At 68.7% G+C, this 18,895-nt stretch carries 13 protein-coding genes and 1 pseudogene; 10 read left to right on the plus strand and 4 right to left on the minus strand.

The window, feature by feature from the left end; genetic code table 11:
• Window positions 1–14: 14 nt before the first annotated feature.
• The 6 genes from nirB (at window position 15) to tnpB (ending at window position 6,975) form a co-directional block, all read left to right on the plus strand.
• On the plus strand, window positions 15–2,549 hold the full coding sequence (nirB, locus tag ACFWCF_RS14805; RefSeq protein ID WP_378562553.1) for a nitrite reductase large subunit NirB: 2,535 nt from the start codon (window positions 15–17) through the stop codon (window positions 2,547–2,549).
• 104 nt (window positions 2,550–2,653) lie between these two features.
• Entirely contained in the window at window positions 2,654–3,091 is a 438-nt protein-coding gene (nirD, locus tag ACFWCF_RS14810; protein WP_378492642.1) for a nitrite reductase small subunit NirD, read from the plus strand.
• Window positions 3,088–4,218 (plus strand): uroporphyrinogen-III synthase, encoded by a 1,131-nt coding sequence (locus tag ACFWCF_RS14815; protein WP_378562555.1) that lies wholly within the window; start codon window positions 3,088–3,090, stop codon window positions 4,216–4,218. The genes nirD and ACFWCF_RS14815 overlap by 4 nt, the downstream gene beginning before the upstream one ends.
• Window positions 4,215–4,937 carry a sirohydrochlorin chelatase gene (locus ACFWCF_RS14820; protein ID WP_378562558.1) on the plus strand — a complete coding sequence of 241 codons (723 nt, stop codon included), beginning with the start codon at window positions 4,215–4,217 and terminating at the stop codon, window positions 4,935–4,937. Before ACFWCF_RS14815 ends, ACFWCF_RS14820 begins: the two co-directional genes overlap by 4 nt.
• 86 nt (window positions 4,938–5,023) lie before the next feature.
• Window positions 5,024–5,599, plus strand: coding sequence for an IS607 family transposase (locus ACFWCF_RS14825; RefSeq protein WP_378562561.1), 576 nt, complete (start codon window positions 5,024–5,026; stop codon window positions 5,597–5,599).
• Complete coding sequence (gene tnpB, locus ACFWCF_RS14830; protein WP_378562563.1) at window positions 5,596–6,975, plus strand: IS607 family element RNA-guided endonuclease TnpB; 1,380 nt, start codon at window positions 5,596–5,598, stop codon at window positions 6,973–6,975. Before ACFWCF_RS14825 ends, tnpB begins: the two co-directional genes overlap by 4 nt.
• Window positions 6,976–6,991: 16 nt before the next feature.
• Here the strand turns inward: tnpB and ACFWCF_RS14835 are convergent, their stop codons facing one another.
• Genes ACFWCF_RS14835 through ACFWCF_RS14845 form a run of 3 tightly spaced genes read right to left on the minus strand, consistent with a single transcriptional unit; the run spans window position 6,992 to window position 9,851 of the window.
• The gene (locus tag ACFWCF_RS14835; RefSeq protein ID WP_378562565.1) at window positions 6,992–8,722 is read right to left on the minus strand and encodes an NTP transferase domain-containing protein; all 1,731 of its coding nucleotides are present in this window, start codon (window positions 8,720–8,722) and stop codon (window positions 6,992–6,994) included.
• Window positions 8,723–8,766: 44 nt separating this feature from the next.
• Window positions 8,767–9,060 carry an MGMT family protein gene (locus ACFWCF_RS14840; RefSeq protein WP_378492645.1) on the minus strand — a complete coding sequence of 98 codons (294 nt, stop codon included), beginning with the start codon at window positions 9,058–9,060 and terminating at the stop codon, window positions 8,767–8,769.
• Window positions 9,061–9,062: 2 nt separating this feature from the next.
• The gene (locus tag ACFWCF_RS14845) at window positions 9,063–9,851 is read right to left on the minus strand and encodes an alpha/beta fold hydrolase (RefSeq protein ID WP_378562568.1); all 789 of its coding nucleotides are present in this window, start codon (window positions 9,849–9,851) and stop codon (window positions 9,063–9,065) included.
• An 85-nt stretch (window positions 9,852–9,936) separates the two neighbouring features.
• Between ACFWCF_RS14845 and ACFWCF_RS14850 the strand changes: the two genes are divergently transcribed.
• Window positions 9,937–13,293 carry an ATP-dependent helicase gene (locus ACFWCF_RS14850; protein ID WP_378562570.1) on the plus strand — a complete coding sequence of 1,119 codons (3,357 nt, stop codon included), beginning with the start codon at window positions 9,937–9,939 and terminating at the stop codon, window positions 13,291–13,293.
• Complete coding sequence (locus tag ACFWCF_RS14855) at window positions 13,290–16,652, plus strand: ATP-dependent helicase (protein WP_378562573.1); 3,363 nt, start codon at window positions 13,290–13,292, stop codon at window positions 16,650–16,652. Before ACFWCF_RS14850 ends, ACFWCF_RS14855 begins: the two co-directional genes overlap by 4 nt.
• A gap of 43 nt (window positions 16,653–16,695) precedes the next feature.
• Here ACFWCF_RS14855 and ACFWCF_RS14860 read toward each other — a convergent pair whose 3' ends face one another.
• Window positions 16,696–17,085, minus strand: a complete 390-nt coding sequence (locus tag ACFWCF_RS14860) for a hypothetical protein (RefSeq protein ID WP_378562575.1) — start codon at window positions 17,083–17,085, stop codon at window positions 16,696–16,698.
• Window positions 17,086–17,159: 74 nt separating this feature from the next.
• Between ACFWCF_RS14860 and ACFWCF_RS14865 the strand changes: the two are divergent.
• A pseudogene (locus tag ACFWCF_RS14865) lies at window positions 17,160–17,855 on the plus strand (potassium channel family protein); the annotation flags it as partial.
• A gap of 10 nt (window positions 17,856–17,865) precedes the next feature.
• On the plus strand, window positions 17,866–18,765 hold the full coding sequence (gene nudC, locus ACFWCF_RS14870) for an NAD(+) diphosphatase (RefSeq protein ID WP_378492650.1): 900 nt from the start codon (window positions 17,866–17,868) through the stop codon (window positions 18,763–18,765).
• The last annotated feature ends 130 nt before the right edge of the window (window positions 18,766–18,895 follow it).

The raw sequence follows: 18,895 nt of genomic DNA on the forward strand, positions 1-18,895 counted from the left end.
GAGAAGGAAGAACCATGAGCCGCAAGAACGTAGTCGTCGCCGGTCACGGCATGGTCGGACACCGTTTCGTCGAGGCGCTGCGCGCCCGCGACGCTCAGGACGCATGGTCGGTCACGGTGCTGTGCGAAGAGGGGGACCCCGCCTACGACCGTGTCGGCCTGTCCTCGTACGTCGGCTCGTGGGACCGCAAGGAACTCGCGCTCGCAGGCAACGACTACCGCGGCGACGACCTCGTCGAACTTCGGATCGGGACGCGCGTGGCATCGATCGACCGGTCGGCGCGCACCGTCACCACCGGCGACGGGGAGGTCCTGCCCTATGACGCGCTCGTTCTCGCGACCGGTTCCTTCGCGTTCGTGCCGCCGGTGCCCGGGCACGACCTGCCAGGCTGTTTCGTCTACCGCACGCTCGACGACCTCGACGGTATCCGCGACGCCGCAGCACGGACCGTGGCCGATGCGCAGACCGCCGGGCGGAGCGCGGACGGCATCGTGGTCGGTGGCGGCCTGCTGGGTCTCGAGGCCGCGAACGCCTTGCGCGGAATGGGTCTGACCGCACACGTCGTCGAGTACAACGACCGGCTCATGCCCGCCCAGGTCGACGAGGGTGGAGGCAAGGTCCTCGACCGGCTCGTCACCGGGCTCGGTCTCGTCACACACACCGGGGTCGCCACCGAGAAGATCGAACCGGGGCCTGCGGGTCTGCAGGTGTCGTTGTCGGACGGCAGCACGATCGATGCGGGCCTGGTCGTGTTCTCGGCGGGTGTCCGGCCCCGCGACGATCTTGCGCGAGAGGCAGGACTCGACCTTGCCGGCCGCGGTGGTGTGCTCACGGACCTCTCGTGCCGCAGCACCAACGACGAAGCCGTCTACGCGATCGGAGAGGTCGCCGCGGTCGACGGGGTCTGCTACGGCCTCGTCGCACCCGGGTACAGCACCGCCGAGGTCGTCGCCGATCGGCTGCTCGGTGGCGACGCCGAGTTCCCGGGTGCCGACATGTCGACGAAACTCAAGCTTCTCGGTGTCGACGTCGCCAGCTTCGGCGACGCACACGCACGGACCCCAGGTGCGCTCGAGGTCGTGCTGTCGGACTCGGCGAAGGGTAACTACGCCAAGCTCGTCGTCTCGGACGACGCCAAAATCCTTCTCGGGGGCATTCTCGTCGGCGATGCCTCCGCGTACGGGTCGCTGCGGCCCCTGGTGGGACGTGAACTGCCCGGCGATCCGGCGTCGCTGATCTCGCCGGCGGGGGAGAAGCCGGGAGCGGGGTCGCTGCCCGACGACGCCGAAGTGTGCTCGTGCAACGGCGTCACGAAAGGTGCAATCTGCGGGGCGATCGCCGATGGTGCATGCGATATCGCGCAGATCAAGGGATGCACGGGTGCAGGCACCACCTGTGGCGGCTGCCTTCCCACCGTCAAGCAACTCCTGGCATCCTCGGGTGTGGAGATGTCGAAGGCGCTGTGCGAGCACTTCGAGCAGTCCCGCGCCGAGCTCTTCCAGATCGTGCAGGCCACAGGGATCCGGACCTTCTCCACTCTGATCGAGCGCCACGGCACCGGTCGCGGCTGCGACATCTGCAAGCCGGTCGCTGCATCGATCCTCGCCTCGACGGACTCCGACCACATCCTGCACCGCAGCCAGGCCGGTCTGCAGGACACCAACGACCATTTCCTCGCCAACATCCAGAAGAACGGCACCTACTCCGTGGTGCCGCGGATGCCCGGCGGTGAATGCACCGCCGAGCAGCTCATCGTCATCGGTGAGGTGGCCCGAGACTTCGGGCTCTACGTGAAGATGACCGGTGGTCAGCGCGTCGACCTGTTCGGTGCCCGGGTCGAGCAGCTGCCCCAGATCTGGAAGCGGCTGGTCGACGCGGGGATGGAGTCCGGTCAGGCCTACGGAAAGTCACTGCGGACAGTCAAGAGTTGCGTCGGCTCGACCTGGTGCCGCTACGGCGTGCAGGACTCGGTGGGCATGGCAGTCGACCTCGAGAACCGCTACCGGGGGCTGCGGTCTCCGCACAAGCTCAAGTTCGGTGTGTCCGGATGTGCGCGTGAATGCGCCGAGGCCCGCGGCAAGGACGTCGGGATCATCGCCACCGACGGCGGCTGGAACCTATACGTGTGCGGCAACGGCGGTCAGTCGCCCACACACGCGCAGTTGCTCGCCGGAGGTCTCGACGACGAGACCCTCGTCAAGTACATCGACCGGTTCCTCATGTTCTACGTGAGGACCGCCGATCGTCTCCAGCGCACCGCGCCGTGGCTCGATGCACTCGACGGCGGGCTCGATCACCTCAGGGCTGTCGTGTGCGAGGACAGCCTCGGCATCGGCGAAGAACTCGAAGCAGCGATGACCAAGCACGTCGCCGGATACAAGGACGAGTGGGCCGGCGTGCTCGAGGACCCGGAGAAGCTGGCACGCTTCGTCTCGTTCGTCAACGCTCCCGACGAGGCCGACCCCACCGTGCAGTTCGACGATTCCGGCGCACGCAAGGTACCTGTTCTGATGGGAATGCCCGGAGTCAGGGCCGACGAGTCGAACTAGGGCGTGATTACCGGGCGGGAACCGCCGGGTAACGCAGTAGAAACACCGGAGGACCAGAATTCCGGGTAGCCAGCTCGAACCCCATGAAAGAAAGGTGAGGACCCATGACCGTCACCGCGATGCCGACCACGGAGACCACGACACGCGACAGCGTGCTGAACGGCCGGCTGGAATGGACATCGGCCTGCCCGCTGAGCCACCTCATCCCCGGGCGGGGCGTGGCCGTGTTGCTGCGCGGGGGCGAGCAGGTGGCGTTGTTCCTGCTCGACGACGGTACGTTGCGTGCTGTCGGCAACATCGACCCGGTCGGTCGCGCCGCCGTGATGTCGAGGGGAATCGTCGGCGACCGTGCCGGTGAACCGACCGTGGCGTCGCCGCTTCTCAAACAGGTCTACTCGCTCGACGACGGCCGTTGCCTCGACGGTCCCACCGTGAGCCTGCCGGTATACGACGTCCGTGTGTGGGCAGGGGTCGTGCAGGTCCACAGCAAGCTCCGCGGTGGTGTCGGCGTCGAGGCCGTGGACACCGGCGTCGTTTCGTGAGCTCCGAGAACACGCCACTGCGCGGGTTCACCATCGGAGTGACTGCGTCGCGGCGCGCGGATGAGTTCGCGACGCTGCTCACGAGGCGAGGCTCCGACGTCGTCCTCGCTCCCGCGATCCGGATCATCCCGCTCTCAGACGACGCCGAACTCGAGCGCGCCACGCGTGCCATCGTCGCCGACCCGCCGGCCGTGACCATAGCGACCACCGCGATCGGGTTCCGCGGCTGGATGGGTGCGGCGGACGGATGGGGGCTCGCGGACAGCCTGTCGAGGGCGCTGAGCGCGAGCCGCATCCTTGCGCGTGGGCCGAAGGTGACGGGGGCGATTCGGGCCGCAGAACTGCGGGAGGAATGGTCGCCGGAGTCCGAGTCCTCCAGCGAGGTCCTCGAGCACCTCCTCGCGGAAGGTGTCGCGGGGAAGCGGATCGCCGTGCAACTCCACGGCGAGCGGACCGAGTGGGAACCGGGTGACGACCTGTGCGACGTCCTGCGCGCCGCCGGGGCCGACGTCGTAGCGGTGCCCGTGTACCGCTGGACGCCACCGGAGGATTCGACCTCGCTGGACCGGATGATCGAGCAGATCAGCGACCGCGCACTCGACGCCGTGACCTACACCAGCGCACCGGCGGTCGCGTCGATGCTGATGAGGGCCAAGGCAACCGGAATGCTCGAAACGATGCTGCAGGGACTGCGCACCGGAGTCACCGCCGTGTGCGTCGGCCCGGTCACCGCCGCACCGTTGATCGAACTCGATGTGCCCGTGACGATGCCGACGCGGGCACGCCTCGGATCGCTCGCACGCCACATCGCGGAGGACCTGCCCCGGCGTGCCGTCCGTATCAACATCGGTGCCCATGTCCTCGGGCTGCGCGGCAGGTGCGTCGTCGTCGACGACGAGGTGCGCTGCCTCGCCCCCGCAGGTATGGCACTGATCCGGGCGCTGGCAGCGAAGCCCGGCAACGTGGTCTCCCGTGAAGAACTGCTGACCGCCCTGCCCGGCGGTGGTGGCGACACCCACGCTGTCGAGACCGCGGTGGCACGCCTGCGTTCGGCGCTCGGTGTGCCCGCGCTGGTACAGACCGTCGTCAAACGTGGATACCGACTGGCAGTGGAGCTGGAGGAATGATGAACGGGGCTGATCCAGCGCTGCTCCTCGTCGCCCATGGCACTCGGAATCCCCGGGGTGTCGAGATGGTCGCCGAGCTCGCGAGCGAGGTGTCGCGGACGGCGGGCCCGACACGCGTGGCATTCGTCGACGTACTCGGACCGTCCCCCGCCGAGGTTCTGCGCGACAGTGAGCGCCCGGCCGTGCTCGTGCCTGCGTTTCTTGCCTCGGGCTACCACGTGCACACCGATGTTCCCCGTGAGGTTGCCGACAGTGGTCACCGCGGGGTTGTGGTGACGGACGCCCTCGGGCCGGATCCTGTGCTGGCACGAGTGCTGATGAGGCGCTTGCAGGATGCGGGATGGTGCCCCGGCGACGCCGTGGTTCTCGCGGCAGCGGGATCGTCCGACCCGCGCGCCCTGTGCGACGTCGGCTCCGCGGCCCGGATGCTGGAGTCGCTGACCCGAACCACGGTCAGGATCGGATATGTCGCCACGGGAGCTCCCCGGGTGGCCGAGGTCGTGGACGATCTGCGGGAGCAGGGGGCTCGCAGGGTGTTCATCGCGTCGTACCTGCTCGCCGAGGGCCTGTTCCATGGTCGCCTGCTCGAATGCGGAGCCGACGGTGTCTCCGCGCCGCTGGGGGTGACCGACTCGATCGTCGAATTGGTCGTGCGGCGCTACCGGACCGCAGTCGCCACCGCGCAATGGCCGAAGGCGACATTCATGCACTCCGAGTGACCGAACGTGACGTTCGGCTATGAGCGGGGGCGTCAACTGTTCATTATTCTGAGTAAATCTGTGCTGTTTTATGTCATGCTGCGGTGGTGAAGTTGAAGGAGTGGGCCAATAGGCAAGGGGTTTCGTACCGGACTGCGTTGAGCTGGTTTCACGCCGGAACGTTGCCGGTGCCTGCTCGTCAGCTCCCAACCGGGACGATCCTCATCGACCCTCCCGCGGCTTCGCTAGGGCGGACTGTGGCGTACTGCCGGGTGTCGTCGTCGGTTCAGCGTGCCGATCTGGAACGGCAAGCCGGCCGGGTTGCCGAGACATGCGGAGTACGGGGCATCATGCTCGCCGAGACGGTGACCGAGGTCGGGTCCGGCCTCAACGCTCATCGCGCAAAGCTGCGGAAGCTGCTCTCGGATCCGACTGTGACGACGATCGTGGTTGAACATCGGGACCGGCTGGCCCGGTTCGGTGTCGAGCACCTCGAGGCCGCGCTAGCAGCGTCCGGCCGCCGGATCATCGTCCTCGACGATTCCGAGGTGAACGACGATCTGGCGGCGGACATGGTCGACGTACTGACCTCGATGTGTGCACGCCTGTACGGACGTCGGTCCGCGCGGCGCCGCGCTGAGGCGGGAGTTCGCGCCGCCGCGGAAGATGCCGCCGCCGGATGAGCACTGTCATCCAGGCCTACCGGTTCGCACTGGACCCTACCACCGGACAAGAGCACGACCTTCGGTCCCATTGCGGTGGGCAGCGTTTCGCGTTCAACTGGGGTTTGGCACGGGTGAAGGCGAACCTCGACCAGCGGGCCGCGGAACGCTCCTACGGGATCGACGACACTGACGTGACTCCGTCGGTGGGTTGGTCCGCCTACAGCCTCCGCAAGGACTGGAACCAGGCCAAAGGCGAATCTGCACCGTGGTGGGGGGAGAACTCGAAGGAGGCGTACTCGTCGGGGTTGGCGAACCTCGCGACCGCATTGTCGAACTGGTCGGGTTCGCGGTCGGGGAAGAGGAAGGGCCCGAAGGTCCACTTCCCCCGGTTCAAAGGCAAGCGCGGCACGCTCTCGTGCCGGTTCACCACCGGGGCGTTCGGGCTCGCCGACGGCGATCGCCGGCATGTGAAGTTGCCCCGAATCGGGATCGTCCGCACCCACGAATCGACACGGAAACTCGCGCGGCGGGTCGAGTCCGGGACCGCGCGGATCCGGTCGGCCACCGTGTCGTTCACCCGCGGCCGATGGTTCGTCTCGTTCTCCGTCGACGTCGAACGGCCCGCCCCGAGTCCGGCCGGATCGACGTCGGTGGTGGGGGTGGACCTGGGGATCAAGTCCCTCGCGGTCCTGTCCACCGGTGAAGTCATCGCGAACCCGCGACACCTGGAGCGGGCGCAGAAGGAGTTGCGGCGCCTCGGTCGCCAGGGCGCGCGGCGGGTAGGCCCGGACCGCCGCACCCGGCAGGAGCCGTCGAACCGGTGGCGCAAAACCCAGTCGAGGATCGCACGTCTGCACGCATCCGTGGCGAACGCCCGACAAGATGGTCTGCACAAACTCTCCACCCGACTCGTCGCCGAGCACACCACGGTGGTGGTCGAGGATCTCAACGTGGCCGGGATGGTCCGCAACCGGCGGCTCGCCCGGCATATCGCGGGTGTCGGGATGGGCGAGTTTCGTCGGCAGCTCGCATACAAGGCCGACCGGCATGGGGGAAGCATCCTGGTGGCGGACCGCTGGTACCCCAGCTCTAAAACGTGTTCGGCCTGTGGCGTGGTGAAAGCCAAACTGCGCCTGTCCGAACGGATCTACATCTGCGATGGGTGCGGACTGCGCATCGATCGTGACCTCAACGCGGCCCGCAACCTCGCGGCGCTGACCGAGGCGTCCTCCCCGAGTTGCGGGGCGACGGAAAACGAGCCCGATGGAAACCCACGTAAGACCCGCACTGCGCGGGCAACGGGTACTGCCACGGGAAGACCCGCACCCACCGGCGCGGGCCAACGTCGACATCGTGAGGCGTCGACTCGGGACACGTTTTTACACGTTTCCTGAACGGTGACAGTGACAGTCAGCGGGGGAGTGGCAACAGCTCGACCGAGTCGCCGTCGGCGGCATTCGGCGGTACCAGGGCAATCGCGGAACGGCCGATGAGGCCGGCGAGGTGTGAAGTCCGAACAGTGTTGTCGCACACCCACTTCCCATCGGATAGTTGTCGGGCAGGGAGGAAGCGGGTGATGTCGCCGGTCACGTCCGATGCGTTCTCCAACGGTGCCGTCAGCGGTGTTGCCGATGTGCGGAGCGTTCGCCCGTCGACGATCGAGGGCAACATCACGAGCAGGGTCGACAGCGCCGCCACAGGATTACCCGGAAGCCCGAGAACCGCTCGACCATCCGAAAGCACTGCCGCGACCTGGGATCCCCCCGGCTTGCACCGCACTCGTTCGACGACGACCGAGGCGTCCGCGCGCGCGAGCGCACCGCGCAGCTGATCCGCCGCCCCACGACCGGTTGCACCGACGATCACGATCACGTCGGCGTCGGTGGTCGTACGCAGCAGGACGTCGAACGCGTCTGCTGTGTCGCGAAGATGCCCACCTCCGGCCACGTCCGCACCGCACCACGACACGAACTGGGGAAGGATCGGCCCGAGCGAATCGCGGGTCTGTCCCTCGCGTAGCGGGCCGCTGCGACGGATCTCGTCGCCGGTGAGCACGACATGGACCCGCGCGGGGCCACGCACGTCGATGCGCGACACCTCACCGCTCGCTGCCGTGGAGACAACCGCGGGCGTGACGGCCGAGCCTGCTTCCGCCAGCACGACTCCGGACTCCCATTCCTCGCCGATACGGCGGAAGTCGTCACGCACCGGAGCATTCTCGAGACGTGTGACGATCCCGTCCTCGACGACGACATACTCGTCGCGCACCACCGACGTCGCACCCGACGGTAGGTGTGCGCCGGTGGCGATGCGGGCGGCCTCCCCGGACTTCAGTGCGAATTCACCGACGGCGCCTGCGTATCGAATCTCCGTCCGCAGTGTCCACGGGCTGCTTCCGGACACCGCGTATCCGTCCATGGCGGACGTCGCAGCCGGTGGCAGCGGCGCCGCGGCGACGAGTGGGGCAGCGAGCGTGGTCCCGAAGGCCTCGTGGGGTGCAATACTGCGAACCGGTAACGGGTGCTGAGCCTCTCGAACGATCCTGCGCGCTTCGTTCGGGTCCACCGACGAGTTCGCAGCGGCGCGGGCTCGATGTAGATCGTCGGGTGTGTCGCAGTCCGCGGTCCCGGGTACGACCGCCGTGACGTAATGCTCCGGCAGCAGCGCTTTCATCGGCTGATCGGAGGGATCGGGTCCGAGTGCCGACAGCCGTGCGGCGAGCGCGGGCCCGCGCCACACGGCGAGGAGGAACTGAACCCTCCCGCTGCTGTCGACGGCGAAGGCCGCATCCGCGTCGGGTGCAGTATCGAGCGTGCCGATCAGAGCAACGATCGATTCGGCGGAGACGAACGGGAGGTCGGCTGCGAGAGTCACGACGACCTCCGCCGTGGGACGGGCAGCGGCGAGGGCAGCGACCGGCCCGCCGCCTGCCGGCGACTCCTGAACCTGGACGACAGCGGGATCGAGATCGTCGCGGCGTGGGCCCACTACCGTGATGCGGGCGAATCCTTCCACCGCGGCGATCGCAGCGTCGAGCATCGATCGGCCCGCAACGACGAGTGCGGGCTTGTCGATACCACCCATGCGGGTGGCTCGCCCTCCCGCGACGATGACGGCCTCGGATTCGGTCAGCGTGGACATGCCCTCATGCTGCCCGACATCCCCTGACAACGTGAGGGTGCCCGTCAGAAACGGTGGCGCGCACGCGACATGTCGATCCGATCACCGGTGATCGGTGTGCCTTCGAGCTCGAGCCCGGCCAGCTGGCGACGGGCCAGATGGGCGACAGGTTTGCCCGACGCCGGGACCACCCGGTGCCATGGCAGGTCGGAACTGTCGGTCCGCATGATCCATCCCACGGTGCGTGGACTGGACAGGCCCGCCGCATCGGCGATGTCTCCGTAGGTCGCCACGGACCCGGCGGGAATCGATGCGACGAGTGCGCGCACATGCTCGATCTGAGCGTCCGTGGTGACCATGCCTACAGCACCTTCCTGACCAGTTCTGCCGCGGTCGCGGGCATCGCCTGGTCGATCATGTGGTCGCAGTCGAGTTCGAGCATCGTCAGGTGGGAGCCGAGCCGTTCGGCCAGTGCCGCGCGGAACGCATCCGACGTGTAGGCGGGATGGACCTTGCCTGCGCGTGCCAGGACTGTCGGGACGTGGCCGGGCGGCAGCACGAACTCGCGTGCCAGTTCGCCCCACGACGCCACCAGAGCCGGCACGCAGTAACGCCAATTCACCCGGCCGGAGTCGAGTGCGACGAGATGCTCGGTGATCTCCGCGTCGAGAAGTTCCGAGGCCACCTCACCCCAATCGCCGTGCACCTTCTCGGAGCGGGCCTCGGCCTCGTCGGTGTAGTCGGGGAAGCGCACGGTGAGATCGGCGACCTCGAGCAGGCGGTCGGACGGCAGCGAGATCGCGGGATCGAGCAGAACCAGCGCGCGGACCCGGCCGGGTGCTGCGGCGGCGAGGTGCAGCGCCAGTGCACCGCCGAACGAATGCCCCACCACAGTGACCGGTTCGCGGGTGTGTGCGTCGAGGACACCCAGCAGGTCCTGAACGTGGGATTCGAAACTCCACGGGGGCGCCCACGGAGACCGGCCGTGTCCCCGTAGATCCGGCGCGATCACGCGGAGGTCGGGGAGGTAGCGATCGGCCAGGTTCTGCCAGCGCCTGCCGTGGCCGGTCAGGCCGTGCAGAGCCAGCACCGGCGGGCCGTCGACAGGTCCGAACAAGTGCGTGTGGAGGGGCGGTGCAGAGGCGCTCACCTCGCTCACTATGGCAGCTGGGGACGACAGCGTGCGAGGGCAGGCCGTGCACGGAGTTGTCGGACCCGTCTGCTGGGATACCGGTATGACCGACGCCGATCTCCGTACGGGGCCGAGGGGCGCTCCCGAGCGCCCGCGGCGCACCGCCGCGCGACTCGTCCGACGGCCGGAAGAAGCGTCCGCGACCCGGGAGTGGCCGCACGAGGTACAGCAGGTCTTCGCCGATGCCCCACCCGCCCCGCAGTGGCGGCCGTGGCAGATCCTCGGCGGTCCGGGCACCGGGAAGTCCTCCCTGCTCGTGGACCTCGCGGTGCATCGCATCGCGTCCGGTGCCCAACCCGACTCGGTGCTAGTGCTCACACACTCCCGGCGTGCGGCCACCGCGGTGCGCGAGGAGATCACCGCGGGGCTGCTGAGCGCAGGTGCCGCGACCGACCCGCGGGCCACCCGCGAGCCGCTCGTCCGCACGGTGCATTCGTATGCGTTCGCCGTGCTGCGCCTGCAGGCGTCCGCACACGGGAACCCTCCGCCGCGGCTGATCACGGGTGCCGAGCAGGACGCGGTCCTGCGTGAACTGTTGCGCGGCGACATCGATGACGGTGCGACGATGTGGCCGGAACGCCTCCGCCCCGCCCTCGGCATGACCGGTTTCGCCGTGGAACTGCGCGATCTGATGTTGCGGGCCAACGAGCGCGGTCTGGGGCCCGAAGACCTCATCGAACTCGGTGAGCGCCGTGAGCGCCCCGAATGGGTGGCTGCCGGGTTGTTCGCGCAACGGTACGAGCAGGTGATGCTTCTGCGCGGAGCTGTGGGGCTCGAGGCTCCCGAAGCCACCGCCCCGGCGCTCGACGCCGCAGAACTGGTCGGTGCAGCACTCGCGGCGTTCGCGACCGACCCGGAGCTGTTGGCGGCTGAGCGCGCGCGCATACGGCACCTCCTCGTCGACGACGCTCAGCATCTCGATCCGCAGGCCGCGCACCTCGTGCGGGTCATCGGCGCGGGTACGCGCACGAGCACGGTGGCGGGCGACCCCGATCAGAGCGTGTTCACCTTCCGCGGAGCCGATCCCGAGTTCCTCACCGGGCTGGCCTCGCACGACCCGCAGCGACGCGTCATCCTCGGAACCGACTTCCGCGCGGCAGCGGAGATCGTCTCCGTCACCGGCGCGATCGCCGGACGACTTCCCGGACTGCCTCCCCACCGCGGTGCTGCGGTTCCCGAGTCTCCGGTCTCCGAGGACGCGGCTGCCGTGTCCACCGTCCCGGACGAGACCGGACACGTGCGCGTGGCGGTCATGTCGTCGCAGGCGAAGGAAGCCGCCGTCGTCGCAGATACCCTGCGCCGCGCTCATCTGATCGACGAGGTGCCGTGGTCGAAGATGGCCGTGATCGTCCGATCCGTCCCGCGGGTGCTCGCGCCGCTTCGTCGGGCACTCCTCGCAGCCGGTGTGCCGATGACCACTGCCGCGTCCGAGCTGCCCCTGGCACGGCAGCACAGCGTCGCCGGGATACTCCTGGTGCTGCGGGCGGTGTCCGAGCGCCGGTTCGGTCCCGAGGAAGCCCTCGCGTTGCTGTCGGGCCCGGTCGGTGGCGCCGAGCCGGTAGCGCTGCGCCGGCTGCGACGCGGTGTGCGCCGTGTGGAGCTGGCATCCGACGGCGACCGCGACTCGGCGGAAATCCTCCGGACGTTGCTCATCGAGGACTCGGCCGAGTCCGACCCGATGATGCGAGGCCTGACCGACGTGGAGGCGGCGCCGCTGAAACGGGCGTTGTCGGTGGTGGCCAAGGCACGATCGGCGTCGTTGCGCGGCGGCGGTCTCGAGGATGTGCTGTGGGCGGCGTGGCAGGCGACCGGCCTCGAACGTCGCTGGGTGGCGGCCTCCGCTCGCGGTGGCCCGGTCGGTGCGCAGGCCGACCGCGATCTCGACGCAGTGGTCGCGCTGTTCGACGCGGCGGCCGACTACGTCGATCGGCTGCCACGCGCCCAGATCGCCGGATTCGTCGACTATCTCACCGAACAGGAGATCCCCGGCACGGTGCGTAGCCGCGCCGCCGCCGAATCCGAGGCCGTGACGGTCCTCAGCGCCCACTCGGCGGCGGGTCGGGAGTGGGATGTGGTCGTGGTTGCCGGCGTGCAAGAAGGGCTGTGGCCGAGCTTGCGGGCGCGTGGCACCCTGCTCGGTATCGAAGCGCTCATCGACGCAGTGTCCGGAGCCGACGGAGGCGACGACACCACGACGCGGCTCTCGCGGACGGCACCGCTCCTCGCCGACGAGCGACGGCTGTTCCTCGTCGCCTGCAGTCGCGCCCGTACCCGCCTGCTCGTCACTGCGGTCGACTCGGTCGGTGGCGACACCGAACTCGTGCGGTCGCGGTTCGTCGACGAGCTCCTCGGATCCCATGGCGAGAACGATTCCGAGCAGCCGGCAGTGCCGGACGAGGTACGTACCCGCGTGCTCGCCTTGCCCGCGCTCGTCGCGGAATTGCGTTCCGTCGTGTGCGATCCGGTACTCGTCGAGCATGAGCCCGACCGGGTGCATCGAGCTGCCGTGCAACTCGCGAGGCTCGCCCGCGCAGGGGTGCAGGGCGCACACCCCGACAAGTGGTACGGCACAGCCGACCCGAGTACGGCGCTGCCGCTGTGGGAGCCCGACGACGATCTGGTCCGTCTGTCGCCGTCCACCGTCGAACAGCTCGTCACCTGCCCGCTGCGCTGGATGTTCGAGCGACACGGCGGATCCGACGGTGCGAACTCGCACGCGGTGACCGGCACCCTGGTACACACCCTCGTGCAGGCGCTCGCGGGGCGTATCCCCCCGGATCGAATCGATCAAGCGCTCGAGAATGCCTGGGGTTCAGTGGATCTCGGTTCCGAATGGTATGCGCGACGTGAGCTCGAACGGACGCGCAAAATGCTCGACACCTTCTCGACGTGGTTGCAGGGCACTCGCGGCGAACTCGAGGAAGTGGGCGTGGAGGTCACCGTCGACGGCACGATCGAACCCCGCGACGAGGGCGGCCCCAGGATACGGCTGCGCGGCCGCATCGACCGGCTCGAACGCGACTCGGTCGGGCGGCCCGTCGTGGTCGACGTCAAGACCGCGAAGAACCCTGTGTCGAAAGACGCCGCCCGCGACCATGCGCAGCTGGCCGCCTATCAGGTGGCGATCGCAGAGGGCGCCGTCGAGGGTGAACCCGCCGCGACCCCGGGCGGTGCGCGGTTGGTCTTCGTCGCCAAGCCGCACAACAAGGAAGGGGCCACCCAGCGGGTCCAGCCTCCCCTCGACGAGGAGGGACTCGAGCACTGGCGCGAGGTCATTCACGAAGCGGCGGCCGCGACCCGCGGCCCGCGGTTCCTGGCGCAGGTCAACGACGGATGCCGGCACTGCCCGGTCCGATCGAGTTGTCCCGCGCACGATGAAGGACGGCAGGTGACCGGATGAGCCGGGTGAGCGCGGAGCAACTCGCCGAGGCACTCGGCCAACCGCGCCCGACCACCGAACAGACCGCGGTCATCGAGGCGTCGATGGGGCCGGCCCTCGTCGTGGCAGGTGCAGGCGCGGGCAAGACCGAGACCATGGCCGCGCGGGTGGTGTGGCTCGTCGCGAACGGGTTCGTACAGCCGGAACAGGTGCTCGGCCTGACCTTCACGCGCAAGGCCGCACAGCAGTTGACCACCAGGATCCGTCGGCGACTCGCGAAGCTCGCGGGGTCGTCGCTGATCCGCGACCTCGACCCCACCGGTGGTCTCCGTACTCGGATCCTGGGCAGCGAACCCGAGGTCGGGACGTACCACGCGTACGCCGGGCGTCTGCTCGGCGAGCACGGGCTGCTGCTGCCGATCGAACCGTCCGCGGCATTGCTCTCCGAAACGGAACTGTGGCAGGTTGCGCATCGGGTGGTCAGCGCGTGGGACGGCGAACTCGACACCGACCGGAACCCCGCGTCGGTCACCGAGACGGTCCTCGCACTGTCCGGTCAGCTCGCCGAGCACCTCATCGACCCCGAACAACTGGTCGAAGCCCATACCGATCTCGACAAGCTGATTCACACGCTGCCGGGCGGACCGGGACAGCGCGGCGGGCCCTCGAAAACTCTCCTCGGCTACCTCGGGACGCAGGACGCCCGCGTGCAACTGCTCCCGCTGGTGCAACGACTCGCCGACACTCTGCGCCGTGAAGGCGCGCTCGACTTCGGTAGCCAGATGTCGCTGGCGGCGCGTGTTGCCCGAGATCACCCCGAAGTCGGGGCAGGCGAACGCGAGCGGTTCCGCGTGGTTCTGCTCGACGAGTACCAGGACACCGGGCACGCCCAGCGGATCTTGCTGTCCGCACTGTTCGGCGGCGGCCGGGACGGCGGCCTCGCGGTCACCGCCGTGGGAGATCCGATGCAGTCGATCTACGGGTGGCGCGGTGCCTCAGCAGCGAACCTTCCGCGCTTCGCCACCGACTTCAGGCTCCCCGACGGTGAACCCGCACCTACGCTGGAACTCCTGACCAGCTGGCGTAACCCTCCCGAAGCCCTCGAACTCGCCAACGTGTCGTCCGAGCCACTGCGCGAACGGGGTGTCGCCGTGAGCAGGCTGCGGCCGCGCCCCGATGCGGTTCCCGGCGACGTACGGATCGCACTGCACAACGACGTCGACGCCGAGCGCGGCTGGGTGGCCGACCGGATCGCCGCCGAGTACGCGGCCGCGCGCGCCGAAGGCGTACCGCCGCCCACTGCCGCGGTCCTGGTGCGCCGCAACGCCGATGCAGCCCCGATCGCAGAGGCACTACGCGCCCGCGGGTTGCCCGTCGAGGTGGTCGGCCTCGGTGGTCTCCTGCACACTCCCGAGGTCGCGGACGTGCTTGCGATGCTGCGTCTCGCCGCCGACCCGATGGCAGGTAGCGCCGCGGTGCGAGTTCTGACCGGCGCCAGATGGCAGCTCGGCGCGGCCGACCTGCGTGCGCTATGGCGGCGGGCGCAGGAATTGGCGATCACCGGCCGGCACGGTGTCACCGGCGCCGTCACCGATCTCGATGCACTCGACGACGCCCTCGATTCGGCTCTGCCCGGCGAGTACGCCGATCAGGCCGGCCTCGCCGACGCGATCTCCGATCCTGGTAGACCAGAGCACTATTCGAAGTTCGGATTCGCACGGATCACGGCGCTCGCCCGCGAGCTCGCATCGTTGCGTGAGCGGCTGGGGCAGCCCTTGACCGAACTCGTGGCCGAGGTCGAACGCGTACTCGGCATCGGCATCGAGGCGCAGGCCCGGGTCGGCAGCCGCAGCGGGGTGGCCGGTCGCGAGCACCTCGACGCATTCGCCGACGTGGTCGCGTCCTACACCGGTCGTGGCCACGCGACACTGCCGGGTCTGCTCGCCTACCTGTCGGCGGCCGAGGAGATCGAGCAGGGACTCACACCGGGGGAGGTCGAGGTCGATCCTGAACGAGTACAGATCCTGACGGTGCACTCGGCGAAGGGCCTCGAATGGCAGGTCGTGGCCGTCCCGCATGTGAGCACAGGCGTCTTCCCGTCGACCACCGGAATCTCGACATGGCTCGGCGCGCTCGCCGAACTCCCGCCGCAACTCCGCGGCGATCGTGCGCAGCCGGGCGACGAACCGGGCGGGAGCACCGACGGTGTGCCCGTGCTCGAACTCGACGATCTGTTCGACCGCAAGGAACTCGAGAACGCGATCGGCGCACACAAGGACGCCCTCAAACGGCGCAAGCTCGATGAGGACAGGAGGCTGTTCTATGTTGCGCTGACCCGAACCGAGCGGGCCGCGTACGTCTCCGGACACCACTGGGCCGATACGGGATCGGAACCCAAGGGCCCTTCGGAGTTCCTCACGGAACTACACGCACTGCTGACAGCCCGCCCCGAACTCGGCGTGATCGAGCAGTGGGCACCCGCACCCGAGCCGGGCACCGCCAATCCGATGACCGAGACACCCCGCAGCGCCGCGTGGCCGCGCGACCCCCTCGGGTCGCGCCGCGCCGACGTCGAACGCGGTGCCGCACTCGTCCTCGACGCGGTTGCCGCCGGTGAACCCGCCCCACTCGATGATCCCGACGCCGACCCCGACGCCGACCCCGACGAATGGGCCGCCGACGTCGACGCCCTCCTGGCGGAACGCGACCAGCGCGCCGAGCTCGGCGCCGAAGTGGTGTTGCCCGCGCAGCTGTCGGTCAGCCAGCTCGTGGACCTCGCCGCCGATCCCGATGCCCTGGCCGCGCGTCTGCGCCGGCCCTTGCCGTTCCGGCCCAACCCGCTCGCGCGCCGCGGCACCGCGTTCCACGCGTGGCTCGAACGCCGCTTCGGAGCGACTCGGCTCCTCGACCTCGACGAACTGCCCGGCGCCGACGACGACGGCGGCGACGAATCCGACTTCGACAGGTTGCAGGAAGCGTTCCTGCGGTCGCCGTGGGCCACCCGGAATCCGGCCGAGGTGGAGGTGCCCTTCGAAACGTCCTTGGCGGGCACCGTGATCCGCGGCCGGATCGACGCGGTGTTCGAGGATCCGGATGGGGGCTGGACGGTGATCGACTGGAAGACCGGTGCCGAACCCGACGCAGACAAACTTGCATCGGTGGGTATGCAGCTCGCTGCCTACCGGTTGGCATGGGCGAGGTTGATGGCGGCGCGCACCGCGCGGATCACCGGGCGCACCGCCGAGCTTCCGCTCGACAAGGTCCGTGCGGCATTCCACTATGTGCGGACGGGCCGGACCGTCGCGCCCGACGACCTGCCGGGTGCCGAGTTCCTCGAACGGCTCGTGCGGTCGGCTGGTGCCGAGAACGGTCGAGAGTGATGTCGGCGGGCCATGGACAACCTCAACGCTGCGCTGTGCGCCCTCAACGCTGCGCTGTGCGCCGCACCTTCAACGCTTCGGTGACGAGCGGTATCTGCAGGGGAAGGCGGGCCGCGGCCACGGCCTTCGCCGCGGAGGAGACCTTGTCGCTACGAAGCCAGCTCACCGCCATCTGCACATTCGCAGGAAATACAGCGATGAACAACGCGGCAGCCAGCGTGCCGCCGAGTCGGCGGGTGCGGGGAAGTGCAAGTGTCGTTGCGACCGCCAGTTCGGCGACACCCGACGCATAGGTATAGGTACGCGCTTCGCCTGGCAACTGTTTCGGGACGATGCTGTCGAATGGTGCGGGCCGGACGAAGTGCATGGCGCCTGCGCCTGCGAGGAGTGCGGCGAGACGCAGCGCCGGGCCGCGGGAACGTTGTGTGGACATGGCGTCACACTAAAGGTTCTGCGCGTATGCTGCCGTTCTGGCCGGTGCGACATGCCGTCCGGCCGAATACTCCGCGACAGGCATTCGAGATTCAGCGATGGAGGCGCCGCGTGCGTAATCACACCGTCGTCATCGGCTACGGCACCAAGGGTCATACAGCCGTCGACGCGATGCTCGGCGACGGAGTTCCCCCGTCCGAGATCGTGGTGGTGGACACCGATCCTCACGTGCTCGAAGCCGCGGAGCGTCAAGGGCTCGTCACGGTGCAGGGCTCGGCCACCAAATCCGACGTGCTGCGGCTCGCGGGCGTCCAGCATGCTGCTGCGGTGATCGTCGCGGCGAACCGGGACGATACCGCCGTTCTGGTGACTCTCAGTGCACGCGAGATCGCACCGAAGGCGAAGATCGTTGCGGCGATCCGTGAATCGGAGAACACCAATCTGCTGCGGCAGTCGGGTGCCGACTCCGTGGTGATCTCGTCCGAGACAGCTGGCCGGCTCCTCGGCATCGCCACCACCACCCCGAACGTCGTCGAGATGATCGAAGATCTGCTGACGCCCGAGGCGGGCTTCTCGATCGCGGAACGCGACGTGGACGACAGCGAGGTCGGTGGTTCGCCCCGGCACCTCAAAGACATCGTTCTCGCGGTGGTGCGCGACGGCCGCATGTGGAGGATCGGTTCTCCGGAGATCGATGCGATCGAGCCCGGCGACAAGCTTTTGTACATCCGCCTGGTGTCCGGTTCGGCTTCCGGAGCGATGCGCGGTTAGTCTGCACGATGTGACGACCTTCGCATTGGGTGAGACACCGCTGTTGTCGCGCACCGTCGTCGAGCGTGCCGAAGAGCTGCGATCCGACGTCGACGCACTGCGTGCCGGATGGGTCACCGCGAAGCTTCTGCGGATCGATCGCCGAGGCCAGGCGCCTGTCGACGGATCGATTCTCGTCCTCGCCGATGCCACCGAATTGGGGCCCGAACCGGTATCCGGCGCGGTGTTCCTCGGGATTCGCGACGGTCGGCACCTGTGGGCGGTCCGCGTGCTCGCACAGACCGGAACGGTCGCCGACCTTCGCCGTGTCGGCGAAGATCTCGGTGATGCCGACGCCGATCTGATGGTCAGTGCGGTGGCGCTGCTCAATTGGCACGACCAGGCCGCGTTCAGCGCCGTCGACGGTTCACCCACCGAACCCACCGTCGCGGGATGGTCGCGGATCAGCACCGTGAGCGGCCACGAGGAATTCCCCCGAACCGATCCGGCCATCATCTGTTTGGTGCACGACGGTGGCGACCGCGTTCTGCTTGCCCGCCAACCGTCGTGGCCCGAACGCCGCTTCTCCGTGCTGGCAGGATTCGTCGAGGCCGGGGAGTCGCTCGAGGCCTGTGTGGTGCGCGAGATCCGCGAAGAGGTCGGTGTCGACGTCCGCGACGTGCAGTACCTCGGGAGTCAGCCGTGGCCGTTTCCTCGTTCGCTGATGCTCGGTTTTTCCGCTGTGGCGGATCCCGAACAGAATGTGGAGTTCCTGGACGGCGAGATCTCGGAGGCGCGATGGTTCACGCGCGACGACGTCCGTGCTGCACTCGAGGCGGGCGACTGGGCGTCCTCGGAGGAGGCGCCGCTGTTGCTGCCCGGTTCGATCTCGATCGCGCGCGGCCTGATCACGGGTTGGGTGAACAGCTGATCACCGAATCGCCCCGGTCGGGAACAGTCATCGCCGAACGGGTCGCGGGCGCCGGTATCGACAGAGCGCCGGCTCCCAGAAAATGAGTTCCCATCGAGCGAGTCGGGCGGTGCCGGTCTGTGACCGGCAC

This window comes from Rhodococcus sp. NPDC060090, from assembly GCF_042729855.1.
Classification (GTDB): domain Bacteria; phylum Actinomycetota; class Actinomycetes; order Mycobacteriales; family Mycobacteriaceae; genus Rhodococcus.

What these genes read in the sequence shown, in the direction of transcription:
- ACFWCF_RS14835 (WP_378562565.1), bottom strand. Translation starts at nt 8,722, where the DNA reads ATGTCCACGCTGACCGAATCCGAGGCCGTCATCGTCGCGGGAGGGCGA.
- tnpB (WP_378562563.1), top strand. Translation starts at nt 5,596, where the DNA reads ATGAGCACTGTCATCCAGGCCTACCGGTTCGCACTGGACCCTACCACC.
- ACFWCF_RS14820 (WP_378562558.1), top strand. Translation starts at nt 4,215, where the DNA reads ATGATGAACGGGGCTGATCCAGCGCTGCTCCTCGTCGCCCATGGCACT.
- ACFWCF_RS14840 (WP_378492645.1), bottom strand. Translation starts at nt 9,060, where the DNA reads ATGGTCACCACGGACGCTCAGATCGAGCATGTGCGCGCACTCGTCGCA.
- ACFWCF_RS14860 (WP_378562575.1), bottom strand. Translation starts at nt 17,085, where the DNA reads ATGTCCACACAACGTTCCCGCGGCCCGGCGCTGCGTCTCGCCGCACTC.
- ACFWCF_RS14855 (WP_378562573.1), top strand. Translation starts at nt 13,290, where the DNA reads ATGAGCCGGGTGAGCGCGGAGCAACTCGCCGAGGCACTCGGCCAACCG.
- nirD (WP_378492642.1), top strand. Translation starts at nt 2,654, where the DNA reads ATGACCGTCACCGCGATGCCGACCACGGAGACCACGACACGCGACAGC.
- nirB (WP_378562553.1), top strand. Translation starts at nt 15, where the DNA reads ATGAGCCGCAAGAACGTAGTCGTCGCCGGTCACGGCATGGTCGGACAC.
- ACFWCF_RS14850 (WP_378562570.1), top strand. Translation starts at nt 9,937, where the DNA reads ATGACCGACGCCGATCTCCGTACGGGGCCGAGGGGCGCTCCCGAGCGC.